20 protein-coding genes are annotated in these 20,896 nt (G+C 37.3%); 14 read left to right on the forward strand and 6 right to left on the reverse strand.

Annotation, left to right across the window (positions count from 1 at the left end):
- The 8 genes from IO68_RS18435 to IO68_RS18470 all read left to right on the forward strand — a co-directional run.
- Positions 1–874 (forward strand): type VI secretion system Vgr family protein (locus IO68_RS18435; protein WP_023012472.1); only part of this gene is annotated, 874 nt, incomplete at its 5' end.
- A 1-nt stretch (position 875) separates the two neighbouring features.
- Positions 876–1,802, forward strand: coding sequence for a hypothetical protein (locus IO68_RS18440; RefSeq protein ID WP_023012473.1), 927 nt, complete (start codon positions 876–878; stop codon positions 1,800–1,802).
- The gene (locus IO68_RS18445; RefSeq protein WP_023012474.1) at positions 1,795–4,599 is read left to right on the forward strand and encodes a T6SS effector BTH_I2691 family protein; all 2,805 of its coding nucleotides are present in this window, start codon (positions 1,795–1,797) and stop codon (positions 4,597–4,599) included. The genes IO68_RS18440 and IO68_RS18445 overlap by 8 nt, the downstream gene beginning before the upstream one ends.
- Before the next feature lie 2 nt (positions 4,600–4,601).
- Complete coding sequence (locus tag IO68_RS18450; protein WP_023012475.1) at positions 4,602–5,351, forward strand: putative type VI secretion system effector; 750 nt, start codon at positions 4,602–4,604, stop codon at positions 5,349–5,351.
- Positions 5,332–6,066: a putative type VI secretion system effector gene (locus tag IO68_RS34095; RefSeq protein ID WP_023012476.1), complete on the forward strand. Its 735-nt coding sequence runs from the start codon at positions 5,332–5,334 to the stop codon at positions 6,064–6,066. Before IO68_RS18450 ends, IO68_RS34095 begins: the two co-directional genes overlap by 20 nt.
- Positions 6,047–6,796 carry a putative type VI secretion system effector gene (locus IO68_RS18460; protein ID WP_023012477.1) on the forward strand — a complete coding sequence of 250 codons (750 nt, stop codon included), beginning with the start codon at positions 6,047–6,049 and terminating at the stop codon, positions 6,794–6,796. Before IO68_RS34095 ends, IO68_RS18460 begins: the two co-directional genes overlap by 20 nt.
- The gene (locus IO68_RS34100; protein WP_023012478.1) at positions 6,777–7,529 is read left to right on the forward strand and encodes a putative type VI secretion system effector; all 753 of its coding nucleotides are present in this window, start codon (positions 6,777–6,779) and stop codon (positions 7,527–7,529) included. The genes IO68_RS18460 and IO68_RS34100 overlap by 20 nt, the downstream gene beginning before the upstream one ends.
- Positions 7,510–8,235, forward strand: a complete 726-nt coding sequence (locus IO68_RS18470; RefSeq protein WP_023012479.1) for a putative type VI secretion system effector — start codon at positions 7,510–7,512, stop codon at positions 8,233–8,235. The genes IO68_RS34100 and IO68_RS18470 overlap by 20 nt, the downstream gene beginning before the upstream one ends.
- An 81-nt stretch (positions 8,236–8,316) precedes the next feature.
- Here IO68_RS18470 and trmB read toward each other — a convergent pair whose 3' ends face one another.
- The gene (gene trmB, locus IO68_RS18475) at positions 8,317–9,033 is read right to left on the reverse strand and encodes a tRNA (guanosine(46)-N7)-methyltransferase TrmB (protein WP_004654068.1); all 717 of its coding nucleotides are present in this window, start codon (positions 9,031–9,033) and stop codon (positions 8,317–8,319) included.
- A 184-nt stretch (positions 9,034–9,217) separates the two neighbouring features.
- Here trmB and IO68_RS18480 point away from each other — a divergent pair, with 184 nt between their 5' ends.
- A complete protein-coding gene (locus tag IO68_RS18480; protein WP_031234647.1) occupies positions 9,218–11,656 on the forward strand; it encodes an ExeM/NucH family extracellular endonuclease in 2,439 nt (812 codons plus the stop codon).
- Positions 11,657–11,868: 212 nt separating this feature from the next.
- On the forward strand, positions 11,869–12,480 hold the full coding sequence (locus tag IO68_RS18485) for a glutathione binding-like protein (RefSeq protein ID WP_007482805.1): 612 nt from the start codon (positions 11,869–11,871) through the stop codon (positions 12,478–12,480).
- Positions 12,481–12,540: 60 nt separating this feature from the next.
- Here the strand turns inward: IO68_RS18485 and IO68_RS0116810 are convergent, their stop codons facing one another.
- Positions 12,541–12,885, reverse strand: coding sequence for a hypothetical protein (locus tag IO68_RS0116810; RefSeq protein ID WP_004880170.1), 345 nt, complete (start codon positions 12,883–12,885; stop codon positions 12,541–12,543).
- A gap of 161 nt (positions 12,886–13,046) precedes the next feature.
- Positions 13,047–14,612 carry an alkyl hydroperoxide reductase subunit F gene (ahpF, locus tag IO68_RS18490; protein WP_023012481.1) on the reverse strand — a complete coding sequence of 522 codons (1,566 nt, stop codon included), beginning with the start codon at positions 14,610–14,612 and terminating at the stop codon, positions 13,047–13,049.
- Between the two features lie 232 nt (positions 14,613–14,844).
- Between ahpF and IO68_RS18495 the strand changes: the two genes are divergently transcribed.
- Together IO68_RS18495 and IO68_RS18500 are read left to right on the forward strand one after the other, a co-directional pair.
- Positions 14,845–15,063, forward strand: a complete 219-nt coding sequence (locus IO68_RS18495; protein ID WP_004880168.1) for a DUF1653 domain-containing protein — start codon at positions 14,845–14,847, stop codon at positions 15,061–15,063.
- Between the two features lie 39 nt (positions 15,064–15,102).
- The gene (locus IO68_RS18500; RefSeq protein ID WP_023012482.1) at positions 15,103–15,690 is read left to right on the forward strand and encodes an O-methyltransferase; all 588 of its coding nucleotides are present in this window, start codon (positions 15,103–15,105) and stop codon (positions 15,688–15,690) included.
- Here IO68_RS18500 and IO68_RS18505 read toward each other — a convergent pair.
- On the reverse strand, positions 15,683–16,714 hold the full coding sequence (locus IO68_RS18505) for a helix-turn-helix domain-containing protein (protein WP_023012483.1): 1,032 nt from the start codon (positions 16,712–16,714) through the stop codon (positions 15,683–15,685). The genes IO68_RS18500 and IO68_RS18505 overlap by 8 nt on opposite strands.
- Positions 16,715–16,836: 122 nt before the next feature.
- On the opposite strand from IO68_RS18505, the gene IO68_RS18510 reads away from it, so the two are divergent.
- Complete coding sequence (locus tag IO68_RS18510; RefSeq protein WP_023012484.1) at positions 16,837–18,033, forward strand: alkane 1-monooxygenase; 1,197 nt, start codon at positions 16,837–16,839, stop codon at positions 18,031–18,033.
- A gap of 16 nt (positions 18,034–18,049) precedes the next feature.
- Here IO68_RS18510 and IO68_RS18515 read toward each other — a convergent pair whose 3' ends face one another.
- Positions 18,050–18,283: a KTSC domain-containing protein gene (locus IO68_RS18515; RefSeq protein ID WP_023012485.1), complete on the reverse strand. Its 234-nt coding sequence runs from the start codon at positions 18,281–18,283 to the stop codon at positions 18,050–18,052.
- 253 nt (positions 18,284–18,536) lie between these two features.
- Positions 18,537–19,100: an alkyl hydroperoxide reductase subunit C gene (gene ahpC / locus IO68_RS18520; RefSeq protein WP_004880160.1), complete on the reverse strand. Its 564-nt coding sequence runs from the start codon at positions 19,098–19,100 to the stop codon at positions 18,537–18,539.
- A gap of 591 nt (positions 19,101–19,691) precedes the next feature.
- Here ahpC and IO68_RS18525 point away from each other — a divergent pair.
- Positions 19,692–20,852 (forward strand): sterol desaturase family protein, encoded by a 1,161-nt coding sequence (locus IO68_RS18525; protein ID WP_023012486.1) that lies wholly within the window; start codon positions 19,692–19,694, stop codon positions 20,850–20,852.
- Positions 20,853–20,896 lie beyond the last annotated feature (44 nt).

A 20,896-nucleotide genomic window follows, 5' to 3' on the forward strand; every position in this document is an offset into this window, starting at 1 on the left:
AGGTCAGATCAGTGCCCAACTGCAAAGCAGTCATGCCGCCAGTCAACTCAATCTCGGTAAACTCAGCTATCCCAAAGACCAAGCAGAGAGTGAAGACCGTGGAGAGGGATTTGAACTGCGCACTGACCAATGGGGTGCAGTACGAGCAGGTGAAGGCTTACTCATCACCACTCATTCTCAAGAACAAGCTGAAGGTGAACATCTTGATGCACAGCCAGCTAAGCAACAGTTTGAAGGTAACCAAAGCAATGCCAAAGCGCTCAGTGAAGTTGCGAAGAACCAACAGACGGATGAGATTGAGTCAATTGAGCAACTTAAAGCATTTGCTGATGAAATTGAGTCTGATATTGCCAAGTTTAACAAGGCGATGCTGTTATTGAGTTCGCCAGCAGGTATTGGTCTAAGTACCAATGAAGATATTCATTTATCAGCAGATGGGCAAATCAACCATTTTGCGGGCGACAGTATCAATCTAAGTACGCAAAAGAACTTGATTGCTCATGTCAGTGGTAAAGCGAGCCTGTTTGCTGCACAGAGTGGGATTAAGCAGGTCGCTGCTAAAGGTAAGTTTGAGATGTTGGCACAGGCTGATGGAATGGACCTATTAGCCAAACAAGGCATCCAGATTATTTCTACCGAAGACCGTATTGAAATTACTAGCCCCAAAGAGATTGTGATTACTGCTGGAGGCTCACAGATTAAGCTGAATGGTTCAGGTATTTTCCCGATCACAGGTAGCAAGTTTGAGGTGAAGGCCGGGCAGCATTTGTTTATGGGAGCTGCATCTGTGAGTGTACCTGCGATTGATTTACCAGACTGTTCTGCGAAGCAGCACTCTGCTGCAACCAATGGTGCTGCATTGGTTGAGATATAAAATGTCAAATTTATTTAAATTAAATACACAAATTGAAGCAATTGATGAAAATTTTTTGCTATCTAGATTTGCACAAATTTATAAAGAGAATCGAGTTATTGATTTCATTATAGATCGGACTGTTGAACCTGATTTGTTTAGTGAAATTATTGATGATTTTGATCCCCTTATTTCGGTAGAAAAAGTTTTTATCGCTAAGCCGATTACACGGGGGGCAAAACAGCCTCTTGCTCTGCTAAGGCTTAAAAATGATATTAAATTCTATAAATATGCACCTAAGATTGTCGAAATATTGTTAGAACAACTGACTTATACATCCACACGCCAGATTATTTGTGGTTGGGGTTGCAGCGAACATTCTTTAGATAATTTAAAAACTAGATTTCAAAAAAATTTAATTGCTAAGTCAGAAGGCTCTGCTCAAGCCTTTGTTCTACGTTGGTATGATCCTCGGGTTCAGTATGTTTTTCAAAATATGGCGCCAGAGGTTCTTTATCATCATTATTTGGCGGATTATAAAATTTGGGAGTACCTCCACCCTAAGGGAATTTTCACCAAAGTACCTGTAGCCTATACGTTTAAATTTAATAATATTTTTCCAAAACAGGTAATTGATTTTTTAATGATGTGTGAAGACGTGAACAGCATGAATAAATATCTAGTTAATAAGAATATTCCGTCAAATCAAATCGACCCTATGTTGACCTATGAACACTTGATTTTGATTAAAGGTAATTCAGCGAATGTTGAGTTTAATGTGATGAGTGAGCTTGTATATTGGTTCTATAAAGTCGGTTCAACTTTGACTGAGCATGCAGAAATTAAAACTTTATGGCATAGAGAAGATTATGAGCAAATGCTTGAAAAGCTCAATACAGATTCAACTTTGCAAGCCAATGTTTTAGAAAGAGATCGTGTAAATGGATAATAAAAATTCAACAAAAAAGCTTCCCCCTTATTTACAGAATGCACAAAACAATCAAGCAAATAAAACTGTTTCTTGGGGGCAGAATCTTAAAAAATACGATTTAGCCAAGATTGAACAAAAGAAAGCTGAATTACCTGCCAATCAATCTAAAGGCGCACCCAAAGCAATTGCAGTAAAACAGCTTTCTTCAGAAGGGGTAAATGAGCAAAAAAAGGATTGCCCATTTTGTCATGCAGAAGATGATAGTTTTTTTCTATTTCCTACACGCTATGCCATCGCTAAGAAAGCAGATATGCAAGCGGTTTCTCTACCTGCACAGTTAAATAGTTATGTGGGTGATAAGTCCATTGCTTATTCGAAGTACACATTAAAATATTTAAATACAGGTTATTTATATGCCTTTGTTGAGTATGAGAATGGAGCAACCAGATGGTTAGGCTATCGTGTCAATGAAGAAGGATTTCTAGCAAAGCTCAAGAATATTTTTGACCCGAATTGTGTACCAACACCATATGCTTGTACCAATGAAAAACACTTTGCAAATAGCTCAATGATTTGTCTTGCGCCTTTTCAGAAGTCAAAGGCAAAAACAGCTTATCTTCTATTTTCAAAGGGATTTCTTACACAAGCAAGATTAAAACTCTATCAAGCAAATCGTGTTAGTTATGCCAATGAAAAGAAATGGCAGAAGATTGATTTAAATGCTTGGCGAGGAGGGCAAAAATCAAACTTTTGTTATAACCAGCAAATTTTTGATCGTCATGTTCCTACACCTAATTTTGCGAAATTTGGTAAGACAAATCAAACCAGAAAGCAAAAAATTTCAGGTAAATTTGCCCAGTTTCCTAAAGCGGTATGTGGAGTGGCTCTATATGATGCCTTAGGAATTGCAATTGATTTAAATGAAAGAAGAAATGATCAATTTATTGAATTAACAAAATTTATGAATACCTATAAAGATGGTATTAGTAATCAGCAGCGCTTTAATAGCATACCTTTGGTTGAGTCGATTGAAGAAGGCTTAAAAACTAAAGCCTTACAAAGTGCAAAAAATTGGGCAGAACACACTAAAAATGTTGATATGAAATCAATCGAAGCCCAGTTGAACCAGCCTTATAGTGAACGTAATTTTCAGTTGCATAATAGAGTCATGGAGGAGATGAAAAGAAAAAATCCAGAACAGTATAAAATTACTGAAAAAGCGCGTAAGGATTATTTTGCACAATATGGTATGACCCCACCAAGCTCTGCCAAACAGGCTTATGAACAGCAAAAGGAAATCGCTCAACACAAGGCAAAAGCACTGGAAAAGGCAAAGATTGAAAGCAATACCGCTTTTGCAATGAATCAGTGGGAGAATAAATATAAGCCTTTAGTCAAATATGATGAGATGCAGACATTTAAATCGAATGTTGCTACAAAGACTAAAAGTGGAATGGACAACGCAAATGTGGTGGGTGCTGATCATTTGATTTGGCTGAAATCGTCTCAATTAGTACAAGAGTTACACGCCTTTGATCCAGAAGATAAAATAAGTGGCTTTGTTTTTTATGAATACATGATGCAGGCTGTTGCTGGTACAGGCGTAACAAAGGCCGGTGCAGCTCAGATGGATGGTTGGATTACCAAGCGTAAAGTCGATTCTGATAATGTGTTTATGCGAGCTGTTCTTTATAACCAGAAATCTGCTATTGATTATTATAATGAGGGTACACAAACCTTCTTCGCATCGGTTGTAAATTATACCGACTGGACAACCACTCAGGGCACCTATAAGCAGTTAATAGTTACCATTGCTGCCCTAGATGCCGCATGGGATGAATGGGCATCAAATAGTGCTAATAAGCATTATATGCCCGATTTTGATAAGACTTTTGTGGGTCGTGTAGGGCGTTGGAGCGCAGAGTTTATTCGTGTAGCAGCACAAAAAGCCAGAAGTACCAGTCTCGATCGTTTAATTGCCACGCAAATTTGCTGCTTTTTATACGCTCGTACGGGTGTATTTAGTAAAGGTGTAAATTTGCATTCACTGATGTTGTTTGCAACCCCGGGACTAGATCCGCAGCGGCGAGATCCGAAAGTCAGCAATGCAACTTTAGATTCAATTTTAAATGACAGCAAAAACAAAGGTACTGCACGGGTTGCTTCTTTTGTCATGGCACTCGAAGCAATTAATTTAATGTTCCAGCTCAGCAAACCAATGACAACTTTAGATCAGAAGCTGCAAATATGGGGAGGAGCATGTGGCTTAATCACAGCCAGTCTGGAATTGGTTGGAGTTGTTACTGCAACAACTAAAAGTGCTTCACATAACTTGATTAAGTTCGCTGCTAATAGTTTTGCAATTGTTGGTAGTGCATTGTTTGCAGCATATGATTTTAAGCAAATGGTGGATAATTATTCTAAAGACAAATTTTTATCTTTGATCTATATGTCTCGTGGTATTGCTTATACAGGTTTGGCTTTAGGTTTTACCAAAATTTCGATTGATTTTTTACAAAATGTTGGAACGGCAGCCAAACGTCCTGCCTTAATACGTTTTTCAGGAATGCTGATTCGCACTCAAGTTTATCGTGTTCTTGCTTTTTTAGGCAGTGTGGTTTGGTTAGCACGATTAAATCTAGTTATTTTAGGTTTAACGGCAATTGAGATTATTTATAAAGCTTATTTTGCAGATAATGCATTAGAGAGTTGGTGTAAAAAATCTGCCTTTGGAAATGATGAAGTGAACTTTGTCAACGAGGCAAAAGAGCTAGAAGTCTTTAATCAGGCATTTGTAGAAGTTGTTGGTGTATAAGCATGAAAGTGAAATATGGAAAAGTAAGAGAGCTCCAATTTGTTGATGCAATTGTTGGACAACTACCCAAACTGAGATCACAAGCAACCGCAACAGCTTTAGTATCAATGTTTGCTGAATCTGGAGGGATGGGAGCTGCAGCAACATTGGCAGGTGTAAATGGTTTACCGGGTTATTATCTTCATTTTAATATTGATGACATTGAGTTTTATGCAGCATTTACAGGTGTCTTTTTTCAAGAAGGAGAGGATGTCTATGTGGTTTATGATGAAGAGGTTAAACAGAATTTTAATGTTTTAGCAATTATGAACAAAAACAATCACTTGTTAGGTGTGGCTGTTCCATTTGGACATACCATTTCAATGTCAGATAGGGCTCACAATAAAAATACTTTATTTATGGCTATAGGCAGTATTATAGGCTTTCCGATATTAGGTTCTTTATTTTTTGGGATTCAATCTTTTGATTTTTATATTTTTTATGCAGTAGTTGGCATTGTTGGCGGGGGGGGGATGTTTTGGTTAATAGGTGAAAGCGTCAAAAAACAATTCAGAGGTTATGCAAAAGAGTCTGAACGAATTTATAAAATATTAGGTGTCACAGATTTAACCGCCTTGGAAAAAACAGGCATGCAGGCTTATATAGACCCAAATAACCGTATGTATGACGATGTTTATAATTATACACAGTTTTTAGATTATGACCCTCAGCCACTAGTAGATGTTAGAACTGATGAAAGTCATCTACGGTAAAGTCCAAAAACTCCAATGTGTTGATGCAATTGTTGGACAACTTCCAAAACTGAGATCGCAAGCAACTGCAACAGCTTTAGTATCAATGTTTGCTGACTCTGGAGGAATGGGGGCAGCAGCAACTTTAGCTGGGGTAAATGGTTTACCTGGCTATTATTTTCATTTTTATATTGATGATATTGAGTTTTATGCAGCCTTTACAGGAGTCTTTTTTCAAGAGGGTGAAGATATTTATGTTGTCTATGATGAAGAGGTTAAACAGAACTTTAATGTCTTAGCGATTATGAACAAAAACAATCACTTGCTAGGTATGGCTATTCCATTTGGGCATACTGTATCAGTGTCGGATAAGACCCATAATAGAAATACAATTTTTATGGCAATTGGAAGTACATTAATTGTTTCATTAATAGCATTTTTTACTGGTGCACGAGATATATTATTTTATTTATTTTTAATTTTTTCTGGTTTAATTATGATCTCTTTAATTGGATTGAGTATCAAAAAACAATTCAGAGGCTATGCAGAAGAATCAGAACGGATTTACAAAATATTAGGTGTTACAGATTTAACCGCCTTGGAAAAAACAGGCATGCAGGCTTATATAGACCCAAATAACCGTATGTATGATGATGTTTATAATTACACCCAGTTTTTAGATTACGATCCTCAGCCATTAGTAGATGTAAGATCTGATGAAAGCCATCTACGGTAAAGCCCAACGACTCCAATGTGTTGATGCAATTGTTGGTGAATTACCAAAGCTGAGATCGCAAGCAACTGCCACAGCGTTAGTGTCAATGTTTGCTGAATCTGGAGGAATGGGTGCAGCAGCAACTTTAGCTGGGGTAAATGGATTTCCAGGTTACTATATTCATTTCTATATTGATGATGTTGAGTTTTATGCGGCATTTACAGGCATCTTTTTCCAAGAGGGAGAAGATATCTATGTGGTTTATGACGAAGATATTAAACAGAATTTTAATGTCTTAGCGATTATGAATAAGAATAATCATCTGTTAGGTATGGTCGTTCCTTTTGGGCATACTACCGAAATGTCAGATAAAGCCCATAATAAGAATGCATTAATGATGGGAGGGATTACTGCAATAGGAATGTCAATTGTATTCTTTTTCCTAGGAGCAAGAGAAATCTATATATATACAATTACTATTATAATTTCTTTAGTTATGATTTTGTTAATTGGACATAGCGTTAAAAAACAATTTAGAGAATATGCAGAGGAATCGGAACGAATTTATAAAATACTAGGTATTAATGATATTGATGCTTTAAATGCAGAAATTAATAAGAATCATCTGAAGCCATACGAAGATAAAGAAAATAATCGAATCTATGATGATGTTCATAATTATACTGAATTTTTAAACTATGATCCTCAGCCACTTGTAGATATAAAAACTGATGAAAGTCATCTACGGTAAAGTCCAACAACTCCAATGTGTTGATGCAATAGTTGGTGAACTTCCCAAGTTGAGATCGCAAGCAGCAGCAACAGCTTTAGTGTCGATGTTTGCTGAATCTGGTGGAATGGGTGCAGCAGCAACTTTAGCTGGGGTGAATGGGTTTCCTGGTTACTATATTCATTTCTATATTGATAATATTGAGTTTTATGCAGCCTTTACAGGCGTCTTTTTCCACGAGGGAGAAGATGTGTATGTTGTTTATGATGAGGAGGTTAAAGAGAACTTTAATGTTTTAGCGGTTATGAACAAGAATAAAAACTTGTTAGGTATGGCTGTTCCATTCGGTCATACAGTAGCAATGTCGGATAAAGCGCATAATAAAACAGCTTTAATTATGGGAGGAGTAATGGCTATTGGTAGTTGCAGTATAATGGCGTATTTTGCTACTAATATGCATGACATTTTTGAATCTATATATCTCTATATCTATGCAATCATATTCTCATTTGTTTTACCTTTATTTATTGCTTATGGTATCAAAAAACAATTCAGAGGCTATGCAGAAGAATCAGAACGAATTTATAAAATATTAGGTGTTACAGATTTAACCGCCTTGGAAAAAACAGGCATGCAGGCTTATATAGACCCAAATAACCGCATGTATGACGATGTCTATAATTATACACAGTTTTTAGATTATGATCCTCAGCCACTAGTAGATTTAAGAACTGATGAAAGTCATCTACGGTAAAGTCCAAAATCTCCAATGTGTTGATGCAATTGTTAGTAAATTACCAAAGCTGAGATCGCAAGCAACTGCCACAGTGTCAATGTTTGCTGACTCTGGAGGAATGGGTGCAGCAGCAACTTTAGCTGGGGTAAATGGTTTACCTGGCTATTATTTTCATTTTTATATTGATGATATTGAGTTTTATGCAGCATTTACAGGTGTCTTTTTTCAAGAAGGAGAGTATGTCTATGTGGTTTATGATGAAGAGGTTAAACAGAATTTTAATGTTTTAGCAATTATGAATAAAAACACTAAACTATTAGGAATGGTAGCACCTTTTGGGCATACAGTAGAAATATCTGACAAGACTCATAATCGTAATGCATTATATCTGTTTTTAGGAATTAATATTTTTACAACTTTGGTTTTATTCTTTTTTGAATTTAAAATGTTTTTATTCCTTTCTGGCTTGATAGGGTCATTTATAATAGTTTTTTCTATCGGTTATAGCGTTAAGAAACAATTTAGAGGGTATGCAGAGGAATCAGAACGAATTTATAAAATATTAGGTATTAATGATATTGATGCTTTAAATGCAGAAATTAATAAGAATCATCTGAAGCCATACGAAGATAAAGAAACTAATCGTATCTATGATGATGTTCATAATTATACTGAATTTTTAAAATATGATCCTCAGCCACTAGTAGATGAAAGAACTGATTGAGTCATATAAAATCTATAAATAAATGAGAAGAAGTAAAAAGCCACTAAACAATTAGTGGCTTCCTCAGAAAACTAAACCAACTTATTTAATCTTCTTAAAGATAAAATCATTAATCTTGTGACCTGATTCAAGACCACGACGTTCGAATTTGGTCACTGGGCGCCATTCTGGACGAGGATAGCTATTGCCTTTACCTGCTAGATTTTCCATATCTGGACGATTGTCTAAGATATCAAGCATCCACTCTGCATACGGTTCCCAGTCAGTTGCTGAATGGAAAGTACCACCCAATTCAAGCTTCTGTTCAACCAGTTGCATACGCTCATGGATTACGAAACGACGTTTAAAGTGACGCTTCTTCTGCCATGGGTCTGGGAAATAAAGCTGTACGCAGTTAATGCTGTTGTCTGGCATTTCACGTAATACTTGGATTGCATCGGCATCCAATACAAATAAGTTCTTTAAGCCAGCCATACCAGCTTCATAGACACACTGTGCGATACCAGGAACATGAACTTCAATCCCGACAAAATTGCGCTCAGGATTTGCTTTGGCCATTAATACCAAAGAACGGCCCATACCAAAACCAATTTCAACGGTCAAAGGACGTTCAGGATGCTCAAAATGTTGACGTAAATCACCAACAGGGTATTCCAAAATTAAATCACGATAATCTTCTAAAGCAGTACGTTGCGAAGTATTGAGCGGAGCTGAACGACGCATAAACGTCACAATCTCACGGTGCTCAGGTAAATTGTCGAGTTCCGTAATTTGCGTTTCTAACTGATCGTTTGACATGATTCTGGAGATATAAATATAGAAAGGCCGTATTTTAAGTGTTCAGGGGATCAAGTCAAATTTTTAAGGCATTTTATTTAAGAGAAAATTTCTAAAATTGCTTAAAAGTTGTAAAGAAAACTTCATGTGGATGTCACAGTAATTGCATAGCCTATTGTCGATTTGAACATAAAGTAAAAAAGCTATGAAAACATTTAAATTTCACTCGATCGCAATGTGTTTAAGCCTATTAGGTGCATCATCTATATTTTCAGTTGCACATGCACAACTTATGTTTAGCCAATATGTAGATGGCAGTAGTAATCGTAAGGGTTTAGAAATCTATAACCCTGACGGAACAACTGTGAATTTGGCTGATTATGAAATCCAACAATTCAACAATGGTGGAACAGCCAAAACTGCAACATTCCAGTTGCAGGGGACTTTAGCGAGCAAGCAAAAATATTTAATTGGTCGTTCTGAATTACAAGCACAGCTTGGCAGTAAGGTAAATCAAGTTGCAGGTTTGTCATTCAATGGTGATGATGCGATTGTCTTGGTTTATCGTGGTACGCCTGTAGATCGTTTTGGTCGTATCGGTGAACGTCCAACTTCAGGTTGGGGGACAACTGTCTATAGTATTGCGAATAGTTTTAAGCGTATTCAAACAGAAAATCCTGTTTTGAGTGTTGATCCAACAAGTCCTTTTGATTTAGATCAATCTTGGCAAGCTTGGACTGATCGCAATGATTTCTCAAATTTAACTGGATCAACGACGACACCACCAACGACAGAAACTGTTTCATGTAGCAGTAGAGATACGCCAATTGCAGATTTAGCTCAAGCAACACAAAATCAAACTTATACGATTCGAGGCATCATTACCGCGGATTATCGTTATAGCAATGGTTTCTCAGGTTTTTATGTTCAAACTGCAGATAGCAAAGCTAAGGCAAATGTGAGCAATGCGATTTTTGTATATATCCCAGCGAGCAGTGCGATAAAAGGTGGGCAAGTAGGTGAAGAAGTGATCTTAAAAGGTCGTCTCACCAGTTATCAAAATCAATTGCAAATTGATCAACTACAACAAGATATTCAAACCTGTAATCTGAATATGGCTGATCAAGTACAACCACTGGCAATCAATCTGCCATTTTCAAGTTTAAGTGATAGTTCAGAAAATTCAGCAAAACGCTATCAAGGGATGTTGGTTAAACTTCCTCAAACGTTAACAGTCAGTGAAAATTATAATTTTGGTCGTTATGGCGAGTTATCGTTGAGTTTAGGGCGTTTATTTATTCCAACTAATCTCTATCCAGCATTATCAAATGAAGCAAAAGCGTTAGCACAACAAAACTTACTTTCAAAAATCATTTTTGATGATGGTTATAACAATCAGAATAGAACGCCTTGGTTGCCACAAAACTTTAGTGCATTGAATACATTACGTTCAGGCTATCAACTTAAAAATGCTGAAGGGATTCTAGAATATCGATTTAATAACTGGCGCGTACAGCCTGTAGTTGGACGTAATTTGCCAGAGTTGGTTGCAAATACCAATCCACGTCAAACAATTGCAGCAAAACAAAGCCAATATATCCGTGCAGCTGCTTTCAATGTCTTGAATTATGACAATGCTAAAAATGGTTTCCCAACTGAGCGCGGTGCGACAAGCCAAGCTGAGTTTGATAAGCAACATCGTAAAATTGTGAGTGCACTAAAAACAATTGATGCTGATGTTTATGGACTCATGGAAATTGCAAACAATGGCTATGGAAGTGACAGTGCAGTCGCCTATTTAACGAAAGCATTAGGCAATGATTGGAAGTATGTTATTCCTGAGCGACAAGATAAATTAGGTACAGACGTGATTGCAGTCGCGATTATCTATAACAGTAAACGCGTTAAACCCGTCAATAAAGCAGCAGTACTAGATTTAGGTGATAAAAACCGTAGCACAATCGCACAATCTTTCCAGCCAGTTCAAGGTGGGAAAATTTTTACAGTGATTCCGAATCACTTAAAATCAAAAGGCTGTTCAGGTGTTGATACAACATCTTTGGATGCAGATCAAAATGATGGACAAGGTTGTTGGAATCCTACTCGTGTGAAAGCAGTTGAACAATTAACACAATGGATTGCTAAGAATCCGACTCAAGTTAAAAACCCGAACATTTTGCTGCTCGGAGACATGAATAGCTATGCCAAAGAAGATCCAATTTTGACCTTTGAAAAAGCAAATTATAAAGTTCTGTTAAACGACGCAAAAGTGGGAGAGGGTGCAAACGCCTATAGCTATGTATTCGGTGTTTCAAGTAATGCAGAAGGTTATGGTGGTGCAGGCAACCTTGATCATGCGATTGCAGATTCTGAACTGTACAAACATGTTGTAAAAGCTTTTGCTTGGCATATCAATGCCGACGAGCCAACAGTCCTTGATTACAACGAAGAATATAAGACAGAGGAGCAAAAGGAACTATTCTACTCTGCTGATCCATATCGTTCATCTGACCATGACCCCGTGATCGTGGATTTGGATATGAAAGGTTCTGCTACGCAGCCTGATCAGAATCCTAAGAATATCATTTCAGAGTTCTTGAACGCTTTATTCTCATGGTTAAGCCAATTATTTGGTCGAGCATAAAAATGAAATCCGTGACATTGAGTAATCTATTCTTTCATATTTTAATCAATCGTCACGGAATATAACTTGCAAGGCAGAAAAAAATTCATTAATAGTAAGTGTGTAGATATTTTTAGCTTTAAAGTTATTTTAAATGTGAGTCTATATCTGTCTCTCGGGTTTCGTTGGAATGTTCAAGAGCATAAATAGTTATTAGAAAACAAGGATTAGATATGAAGTTGTATTATTCACCAGGCGCATGTTCTTTAGCAGCACATATTATCTTAAATGAAATAAACGTAGATTTTGATTTAGAAAAAGTTGACTTAAAGACTCATAAAACTTCAAAAGGTTCAGATTATTATGAGATTAATCCAAAAGGTTACGTGCCTGCTCTAGAGATTAATCCGGGTTTGATTTTGACTGAAAACGTTGCGATTTTACCATTTCTTGCTCAGCATGATCCTAAACAGGATCTTATTCCACCATCTGGAATGGGGCGTGCCAAAGTTCTGGAATGGTTAGGTTATTTAAATTCTGAATTGCACGATGCTTATGCGGTATTCTTTGGTGGTCATTTAACTGATGATGAGAAAACTAAAGCTTATGCTGAGGTAGATCGTTTATTGAAATATATTGATAATCATCTGGCTGAGTCTGAATATGATTATTTAGTTGACGATAACTTTGGGCCAGCGGATGCTTACTTGTTTGTGTTGACGAATTGGTCAAATCATATTGAGCATGACCTTATGCCATATATCAACATCATTGCATTACGTAATAAAGTTGCTGAGCGTCAGTCTGTTCAAATTGCAATGCGTGATGAAGGTTTATTAGCTTAATCTAATACGCCATTAAAAAAGCCTCTGTTTCCAGAGGCTTTTTTAATGATCAACAATAAATTATTGTTGAGCTTTTTCTTTAACATCAGCAGCAGTAGATTCTACTGCACCAGCTACGTCAGCAGTTGCATCACGTGCAGCAGCTTCAGTTTTAGCAGCAGCTTCAGCTGTAGCGTGAGCTGTGTGATCAGCAGCAGCATCGATTTGATCAGCAGCATTGTCCGCAGCAGTTGCGATGTTGTCAGTTGCAGTAGCAGTCGCGTTTTGGATATCAGCGCTTGCTTGTTCTGCAGCATTTTCTAAGTGCTCACCCGTAGTTGCACCAGTTTCAGGCGCTTTATCTTTATTACAGCCCACAAGCGCAACAGTAGCAGCGAGACCAAATGCAACAAGTAATTTATTCATTTTCATATTTCCTTTTCGTTGTGGCATCCAACAAGTATGGATAGCGAAAATATAAACATAAAAACGTTGACGAATAAAGTTGAAAATTTGTTGATAACTTGTAAAAACACGCACTTACATCTAGAAATGTAAATGCGTGCACATGTTTTTTGAGTGTTCTGTTATGAACCTGAACGAATCATGTAATCAAAAGCAGAAAGAGAGGCTTTCGCACCTTCACCTGTCGCAATGATAATTTGTTTGTAAGGTATAGTCGTACAGTCTCCTGCCGCAAACACACCTTTAACATTGGTTTCATTACGATCATTAATCACGATCTCACCACGATTGCTGAGTTCAACCGCACTGTTCTTTAAGAAATCTGTATTTGGTAATAAACCAATTTGTACGAAGATTCCTGCAAGCTCGACAGTGTGTTCTACATCAGTCGCACGGTCTTTATATTTCAATGCCGTGACTTGCGAACCATCACCCACCACTTCTGTGCTTAAAGCATTCATGATCACTGTAGTGTTTGGTAAGCTATTTAACTTATCTTGCAAGACTTGATCGGCACGAAGTTTGGTATCGAACTCCACCAAAGTCACATGCTCAACAATCCCAGCTAGGTCAATCGCAGCTTCAACACCAGAGTTACCGCCACCAATCACAGCAACACGTTTGCCTTTGAATAATGGGCCATCACAGTGTGGGCAGTACGCCACACCACGAGTACGGTATTCTGCTTCACCTGGCACATTCATCTCTCTCCAACGTGCACCTGTTGATAGAATGATGGTCTTTGATTCAAGCTTAGCACCATTCTCAAGTTCAACTTCAACCAAACCATTAGCTGTTTGATCTGCACCAGTGATTTTGCTAACACGTTGCAAGTTCATGATGTCTACGCCATATTCACGTACATGCGCTTCCATATCTTGGGCAAACTTCGGACCAACCGTTTTTTGAACCGTGGTAAAGTTTTCAATATCCATGGTATCCATCACCTGACCACCAAAGCGCTCAGCAACGATACCTGTTTTGATACCCTTACGTGCTGCATAAATCGCCGCTGTACCACCCGCAGGACCACCACCAATCACCAAGACATCAAATGCATCCTTGGCATTGATTGCCGCAGCATCTTTCTCAGCAGAGTTAGTATCTAACTTGGCAATGATTTCTTCCAAAGTCATACGACCTTGACCGATATGCTGATTGTCTTGGAAGACCATGGGTACTGCCAAAATTTTGCGTTCTTCAACTTCATCTTGGAAGAAAGCACCATCAATCATGGTCGCCGTGGTGTTTGGATTATTAATCGCAATCAGGTTTAAAGCTTGCACCACATCTGGACAGTTATGACAGCTTAAAGATACAAACACATCAAAGTTTGCAGTTAAATTTAAGCCTTTGATTTGAGCTAAAACTCCATCAGAGACTTTTGGGGCATAACCCGACACTTGTAATAATGCCAAGATCAAAGAGGTAAACTCATGTCCCATTGGTAAGCCTGCAAAGAACACACGAGGTTGTTCGCCTGCTTTAGCTACACCAAAACTAGGACGGCGAGCGTTTGAACCGTCAAAACGCGCCGTAACTTGGCCAGAAAGTTCAGCAATCTCAGTCACAAGTTCTCTGATTTTTTCTGCTTTATCCGAGTCATCTAAAGCAGCAACCAGTTCGATCGGACTTTCTAAACGTTCTAAGTAAGCTTTTAATTGAGTTTTAATATTTTGATCTAACATGTATTTCTCCAAATGCTAAGACTTTAAAATCTACTAAATTCATTCAATAAGGCTATAGTACGCAAAATCGTTAAATAGATAAAACAGTATGTTTTTGTGAGTTTAATCGGTTTTTTGGATTTATATGGCAATGGATAAATTTATGATCATTTGTGTGTATAAAAATTTGATTAGATTGAAAGTTGTTATATAACTGCAATCATTTCATGGCATAAATTTAAGGGTAAACAACATGGCACTACAGCGTGGAATCTATCAACATTACAAAGGGCAGCTTTATCAAGTTTTCAATGTGGCTCGACATAGCGAAACTGAAGAAGAGTTAGTTGTATATCAGTGCTTATATAGTGATTATTCAATGTGGGTACGTCCATTAACCATGTTTACAGAAACCGTTCAGCTTGAAGATGGACAGACTGTTCCTCGTTTTAAGTTAATTCAAACGACCTAGATTCAGTGTTTTAAATAAGAGCATCATGGAGAGTCAGATATGACAAGTACAGTATTTTTACAACGTATTGCTGATTTATATGATGAGTTTAAACAACATGATGCTCGGCAATCAGACCGTCTTAGACGCTATCGCAACATTGAGGCTGAATCGGCGAAGCTGCTTGGAATGTTAGTGCGTACTCAGCATTCACAACATATTTTAGAAATCGGAACATCGACAGGCTATTCAACCTTATGGTTGGCCGAAGCAGCAAAATCTGTCTCGGCAAAAGTTCAAACCTTAGAAATAAATGCATTTCGCAGTGCACAAGCTAAAAAATATGCCGAAGAATTTGGCTTAGAAGCATATATTGATTTTTGGGTGGGTGATGCTGCCGACTATTTGACAGAAAGTGTTGAGCAGTTTGATTTAATTTTGTTGGATGCGGAACGCGGTAGCTATGTAAGCTACTGGCATGATTTAAAAAGACTATTAAAGCCCACTGGGGGCACACTGATTATTGATAATGTAATTTCACATACTGCCGAAGTGAAACCCTTACTTGAGTTGATTAAACAAGATGAAAATTTTATGAGCACAATTCTACCCGTGGGTGCTGGGTTGTGTATGGTCGTGGTTAAGTAGCCTTTCTTTCTTGCGATTTTAAACGGTAAGCTTGAGGACTACAGTTCATCACTTTGTTGAAAGCACGCGTGAAATTGGCAGGATTGGTATAACCTAACTCATAAGCAATATGCGTAATCGTGTAGTTTGAGTTTGCAAGTAAATCAATCGCTCTTTCTGTACTAATTTGCTGTTTCAAAGTTTGGAACTCCACACCTTGTTGTTGTAAATAACGCTGTAAGGTTTTGGTGGAAATATTCAGTACCTTCGCACATTCAGTCAGAGTCGGTACTTGATTGGCTTGGCGGAGCATCATGCTAATCCATTCTACGATTTCACCTTGATGATAAATTTTTTGTAGTTGTTCCTGACAACGTTGCTCGACCACTTTCAAGCTGTGCGCATCGGCGAGGGGCAAGGGCAGAGCCAATTGCTGTCGATCAATAATGACACGGATACCTGTAAGCCATGTGTAGTTAAAATGGAAATGTGCTTTGACTAAATGTAGATAACGTTCTTGGTAAATCGGCTCGGGAATATTCAAGTAAATTTGATAGCGTTGTAATTGTTGTCCAGCAAGTTCAAACAGACTGTAATAAAACGCCACAGCAATCGCTTCAATATGAAAATCAAGGCATTGTTTATTCATTTGTAAGATGGGTTCAAACAATAATTCAATCTTTTGAGGGTCTGTTGCTGAATGTATAGAAAGCTTGAAACTCGGCATAATTAAACGGAAATACTGTGCGATTAAGCGTAAAGCATGTTCTAAGTTAGGGCTGGTCATTAGTGCATAGCCGACCAAGCTATGCGAACTCAGCTTGAGATTTTTCCCAAGTTCAAAGGCTAAGTCTTCGGTATTCGGTAGGCTTAACCCCATTGCAATAAACTGTTCAATTTTTTGAATAGACAAAAGCTCAGTTTGAGATAATTCATCTCTAAAAGTACAAAGGAGTTGGTTATCATACTGATTTGTATTTATTAAAATTTCAATCAAGCGTAGATAGTAACGTGCTGGGATAACGGGTATTTGCTGCTTTTGCACAATATAAACTCAGTAAAGTCTTAAAATGATAATATCAAGTCTTAAAATGATAATATATAGTCATCTGAAAAGACCAAAATAAACTCAAGCAAAACATTTTGTGTTTGATTGAGGAATTTCTAATGAATATGCATACTCAACTGGATGTAGAGCAAGCAACAACAACTTTTAAAGATAAAAAACGTCATTTGTGGTTATTGGGTTTGGCAGTACCGACTATTGCAATGAGTGGTTTAGCGGGTTATCAATTTGGGCCGAAAAAAACCAAAAAATTCTTTGCCTCTTTTGGCCCATTATTTATTCATGGTGTTATTCCTGCATTGGATAAGTTAATTGGTGAGGACACAGAAAATCCACCACTTGATGCGATTGCAGATTTAGAAGCAGATCCATATTACGCACGAATTGTTAAACTCTTTATTCCATTGCAATATGCGACCAATATTTACGGCACTTATTTGGCAAGTCGTAAAGGTACATCACTTGCAGATCAAGCGTTACTTGGTACGTTGGTGGGAATGGTGAATGGTATTGCCATTAATACGGCGCATGAATTGAGCCATAAAAGTGGTCGTCTCGAACATTATTTATCACATTTAGCTTTAGCACCTTCAGGCTATAACCATTTCCGTATTGAGCATCCTTATGGTCATCATCGCCGTGTTGCAACACCAGAAGATCCAGCCTCATCTCGACTTGGTGAAACTTTCTGGAAATTTTTACCTCGTACAGTGATCGGTAGTTTCAAATCGGCGATCGAAATTGAGAAAAATCGTTTAGAGCGTAAAAAATTACCATTCTTCTGTAAAGAGAATGAATTGATTCATGGTTGGGCGATGTCTGTTGTGTACCATGCTGCTATGTTTAGCAAATTTGGAGTGCGCTCATTACCTTTCCAAGTCACACAAGCTGCTTATGCGATAACCTTGTTTGAATCAGTAAATTATATTGAGCATTATGGTTTAAAACGTGAAAAGAAAGCCAATGGTCAATATGAGCGTACTTTACCTGAGCATAGTTGGAACAATAATAATGTAGTGACTAACTTGTTCTTGTATCAATTACAGCGTCACTCAGATCATCATGCAAATCCAACACGTAGCTTCCAGACTCTACGTCATTTTGAAGATGCACCACAGTTACCAGCGGGCTATGGAGCGATGATTTTACCGGCCTTTATTCCTTCATGGTGGTCAAAAATTATGGATGATCGAGTCGTTGAGCATTATAAAGGTGATCTGCAACGAATTAATATTCATCCAGAAGCCAAAGAGCAGATATTAGAAAAGTATGCAACAGAGCAGATTGAAGCTGCATAAACGAATAAAAACAGCCCTATAGAAGGGCTGTTTTTTGTTGGGTAGTTGATATACACAGTCGTTTAAAATGAAGATCAAACTCAAGGTATTTATGCACAAATGCAGCTTTGTCTGTAGAACGAAGCAAATTGTCATAAATAGACTCTGGAACAGGATGATATAGCTCTCCTGAACCATTGTTATAAAATATTTTTAGATAACGAGAAGAAACATCGTATTTCCAAGAGGTTACAACTACAGCTTTGTCCATATATTTACCCCCATCTGAGTTTGATCACTGACTACATATTAAGAACTCTTTTGTTTCATAATTTGACAGTACTCCAACTTTTAGAGGCTGACAATTAATAAATGAATTTAGCTATAAATTTATAAGTATAAGAATTGTAAAAAATTTGCTATGAAATAGAAGACGAAAAAGGCATGGATTAGTAAGAATATCAGACAAAAAAGAAGCCACTCTAAAAAGAGTGGCTTCTTTGGAAATTGGTTAATCTAAATGATTAGATTTTACCAACTAAGTCGATAGATGGAGCAAGAGTCGCTTCACCTTCTTTCCATTTAGCTGGGCATACTTCACCTGGGTGAGCGTGAACGTATTGAGCAGCTTTTACTTTACGAAGAAGTTCAGAAGCATCACGGCCGATACCACCAGCGTTGATTTCAACGATTTGGATTTTGCCTTCTGGATCGATTACGAAAGTACCACGGTCAGCAAGACCAGCAGCTTCGATTAATACTTCGAAGTTTTTAGAAAGAGTCCACGTTGGATCGCCGATTAATGGGTATTGGATTTTACCAATTACGTCAGAAGTGTCGTGCCAAGCTTTGTGCGTGAAGTGAGTGTCAGTAGAAACACCGTAGATTTCAACGCCTAATTTTTGGAATTCAGCGTAGTTGTCAGCAAGGTCGCCTAACTCAGTTGGACATACGAAAGTGAAGTCAGCTGGATAGAAGAATACAACAGACCATTTACCTTTAAGATCAGCTTCAGTTACGTCAACAAATTGACCGTTGTGGTATGCAGTCGCTTTAAATGGTTTAACTTCAGTATTAATTAAGCTCATCATTGTCTCCATGATTGAGGTTTTATTGAGAGGCTAGTGCCTTACTTGTTTACGAAAGCAAGAATAAATAATTTTTAGTTATTGGGGAAATAGTATTTTTACATGACTAAAATCGGAAAATTGAATAACTCAATAAAGTTCGACTTTCACCCAAGGATATTTCACTATTTGACTTCATCGAGATGAAGCAAAAATGACAAAACATCCGAAAACTAACTCGCATAACAACATGCAGCCTGAACCATTAAAATTCAAGGGTAAAATTGAAAAAATATAAAAATAGATAAAAAACCGAGATATACGATTAAAAATTCTGCGATATGAATGATGCTAACAAACGATTGAATAAAGATTGAGATCGTTACACTAGATTATAATCAGACATTTTTATTTTGTAGTTAAATAACGTACCCACCATGCTTTTAATGAGATTTGAAAAGCCTTGTTATTTTTTAATCATATACATCATTAGATGTTTATCTTAGAATAAATTTAAATCATTGAAATGATGAATAGTATTTGTCATCAGTGAAATAATAAGGTGATGAGCGAATAAATATATCTCGCATAAATAGTGAATTTATACCAAACATGACTGATCAATTAAGAGAAAAATTCGAAAACTTAGCGCTGAATGCTGGACTTGGAAAAATCAGTGCTTTTATTTCAATGTCACTCGGCCTATTAAGCCTATTTGGAGCACTGTGTTTTCTGTTTCCGACGGTATTGACGATGCCTGAATTACGTCCAGTTTACGTTCAACACTACAAAGTTTTTTATTTTAGTTTAATGCTAGGTATTGTTCTGAGTGTAGGTTTTGGGGTATTTAGCTCAATTATTCGTCAAAATCGTTATGGTTTTTATGGTATTTGTTTTGCACTATTCGCCGCAATATTAGGCTGTGGTCTAATTAAAGCACCGACACTACCTAATTTACCTTTTTACGCTGGGATTGATTATTTCGTTCTTACTTTAGTGATTTTGGCAGTGGTATTTATTCCATTAGAAGGTTTTTTTGCCAAGAATCCAGAGCAGAAGATTTTAAGAGTAGGCTGGGTGACGGATATGAAATATTTCATGTTTAGTCATATTGGGATTCAATTATTTACCTTTCTTACAGTGATGCCAATTCAGTATTGGATTACCCATCTACCGAATAATCCTATCGTGCCTTATGTACAAGCACAGCCGATTTGGTTGCAATTCATTGAATTATTGATTGTTGTTGATTTCGTCGTGTATTGGTTGCATCGGGCAATGCATGAAGTTAACTTTTTATGGCGTTTTCATGCGATTCATCATTCTACTGAATATATGGATTGGCTTGCATCGTCACGATTACATATCGTTGAAGTATTGATGACGCGCTTTATTGCGACTTTACCTATTTTCATGCTTGGTTTTCATACCTCTGCGGTATTTGCTTATCTAATTTTTATTTCATTCCATGCAATATTTATTCATTCAAATGTGCGTTTTCGTTTTCCTTATTTACGTTGGTTGATTGCGACACCTGAATTTCATCACTGGCATCATTCTTCAGAAAAACCTGCGATTGATAAAAATTATGCTGCATTTATTCCGCTTTATGATGTCATTTTTAAAAGTGTGTATATGCCAAATCATTTGGCAAGTGTTTATGGAACGGTTGGCTATAAGATTCCAAACAGCTTTGTGAAGCAGTTTGCTTGGCCATTTAAAAGATATGTTAAACGTTTCCGAGATCGTTTCGGTCGTACACCCAAGCCATAAAAAGGATGATTGATTTAATTCAATTGCTGTACTTGCTTTGCATA

This window comes from Acinetobacter sp. COS3, from assembly GCF_000475335.1.
In the GTDB taxonomy this organism is placed as follows: Bacteria; Pseudomonadota; Gammaproteobacteria; order Pseudomonadales; family Moraxellaceae; genus Acinetobacter; species Acinetobacter venetianus.

Bases quoted from the DNA above. Each gene is read 5' to 3' on its own strand.
- IO68_RS18440 (WP_023012473.1), top strand. From the start codon at position 876: ATGTCAAATTTATTTAAATTAAATACACAAATTGAAGCAATTGATGAA.
- IO68_RS18445 (WP_023012474.1), top strand. From the start codon at position 1,795: ATGGATAATAAAAATTCAACAAAAAAGCTTCCCCCTTATTTACAGAAT.
- IO68_RS18450 (WP_023012475.1), top strand. From the start codon at position 4,602: ATGAAAGTGAAATATGGAAAAGTAAGAGAGCTCCAATTTGTTGATGCA.
- IO68_RS34095 (WP_023012476.1), top strand. From the start codon at position 5,332: ATGAAAGTCATCTACGGTAAAGTCCAAAAACTCCAATGTGTTGATGCA.
- IO68_RS18460 (WP_023012477.1), top strand. From the start codon at position 6,047: ATGAAAGCCATCTACGGTAAAGCCCAACGACTCCAATGTGTTGATGCA.
- IO68_RS34100 (WP_023012478.1), top strand. From the start codon at position 6,777: ATGAAAGTCATCTACGGTAAAGTCCAACAACTCCAATGTGTTGATGCA.
- IO68_RS18470 (WP_023012479.1), top strand. From the start codon at position 7,510: ATGAAAGTCATCTACGGTAAAGTCCAAAATCTCCAATGTGTTGATGCA.
- trmB (WP_004654068.1), bottom strand. From the start codon at position 9,033: ATGTCAAACGATCAGTTAGAAACGCAAATTACGGAACTCGACAATTTA.
- IO68_RS18480 (WP_031234647.1), top strand. From the start codon at position 9,218: ATGAAAACATTTAAATTTCACTCGATCGCAATGTGTTTAAGCCTATTA.
- IO68_RS18485 (WP_007482805.1), top strand. From the start codon at position 11,869: ATGAAGTTGTATTATTCACCAGGCGCATGTTCTTTAGCAGCACATATT.
- IO68_RS0116810 (WP_004880170.1), bottom strand. From the start codon at position 12,885: ATGAATAAATTACTTGTTGCATTTGGTCTCGCTGCTACTGTTGCGCTT.
- ahpF (WP_023012481.1), bottom strand. From the start codon at position 14,612: ATGTTAGATCAAAATATTAAAACTCAATTAAAAGCTTACTTAGAACGT.
- IO68_RS18495 (WP_004880168.1), top strand. From the start codon at position 14,845: ATGGCACTACAGCGTGGAATCTATCAACATTACAAAGGGCAGCTTTAT.
- IO68_RS18500 (WP_023012482.1), top strand. From the start codon at position 15,103: ATGACAAGTACAGTATTTTTACAACGTATTGCTGATTTATATGATGAG.
- IO68_RS18510 (WP_023012484.1), top strand. From the start codon at position 16,837: ATGAATATGCATACTCAACTGGATGTAGAGCAAGCAACAACAACTTTT.
- IO68_RS18515 (WP_023012485.1), bottom strand. From the start codon at position 18,283: ATGGACAAAGCTGTAGTTGTAACCTCTTGGAAATACGATGTTTCTTCT.
- ahpC (WP_004880160.1), bottom strand. From the start codon at position 19,100: ATGAGCTTAATTAATACTGAAGTTAAACCATTTAAAGCGACTGCATAC.
- IO68_RS18525 (WP_023012486.1), top strand. From the start codon at position 19,692: ATGACTGATCAATTAAGAGAAAAATTCGAAAACTTAGCGCTGAATGCT.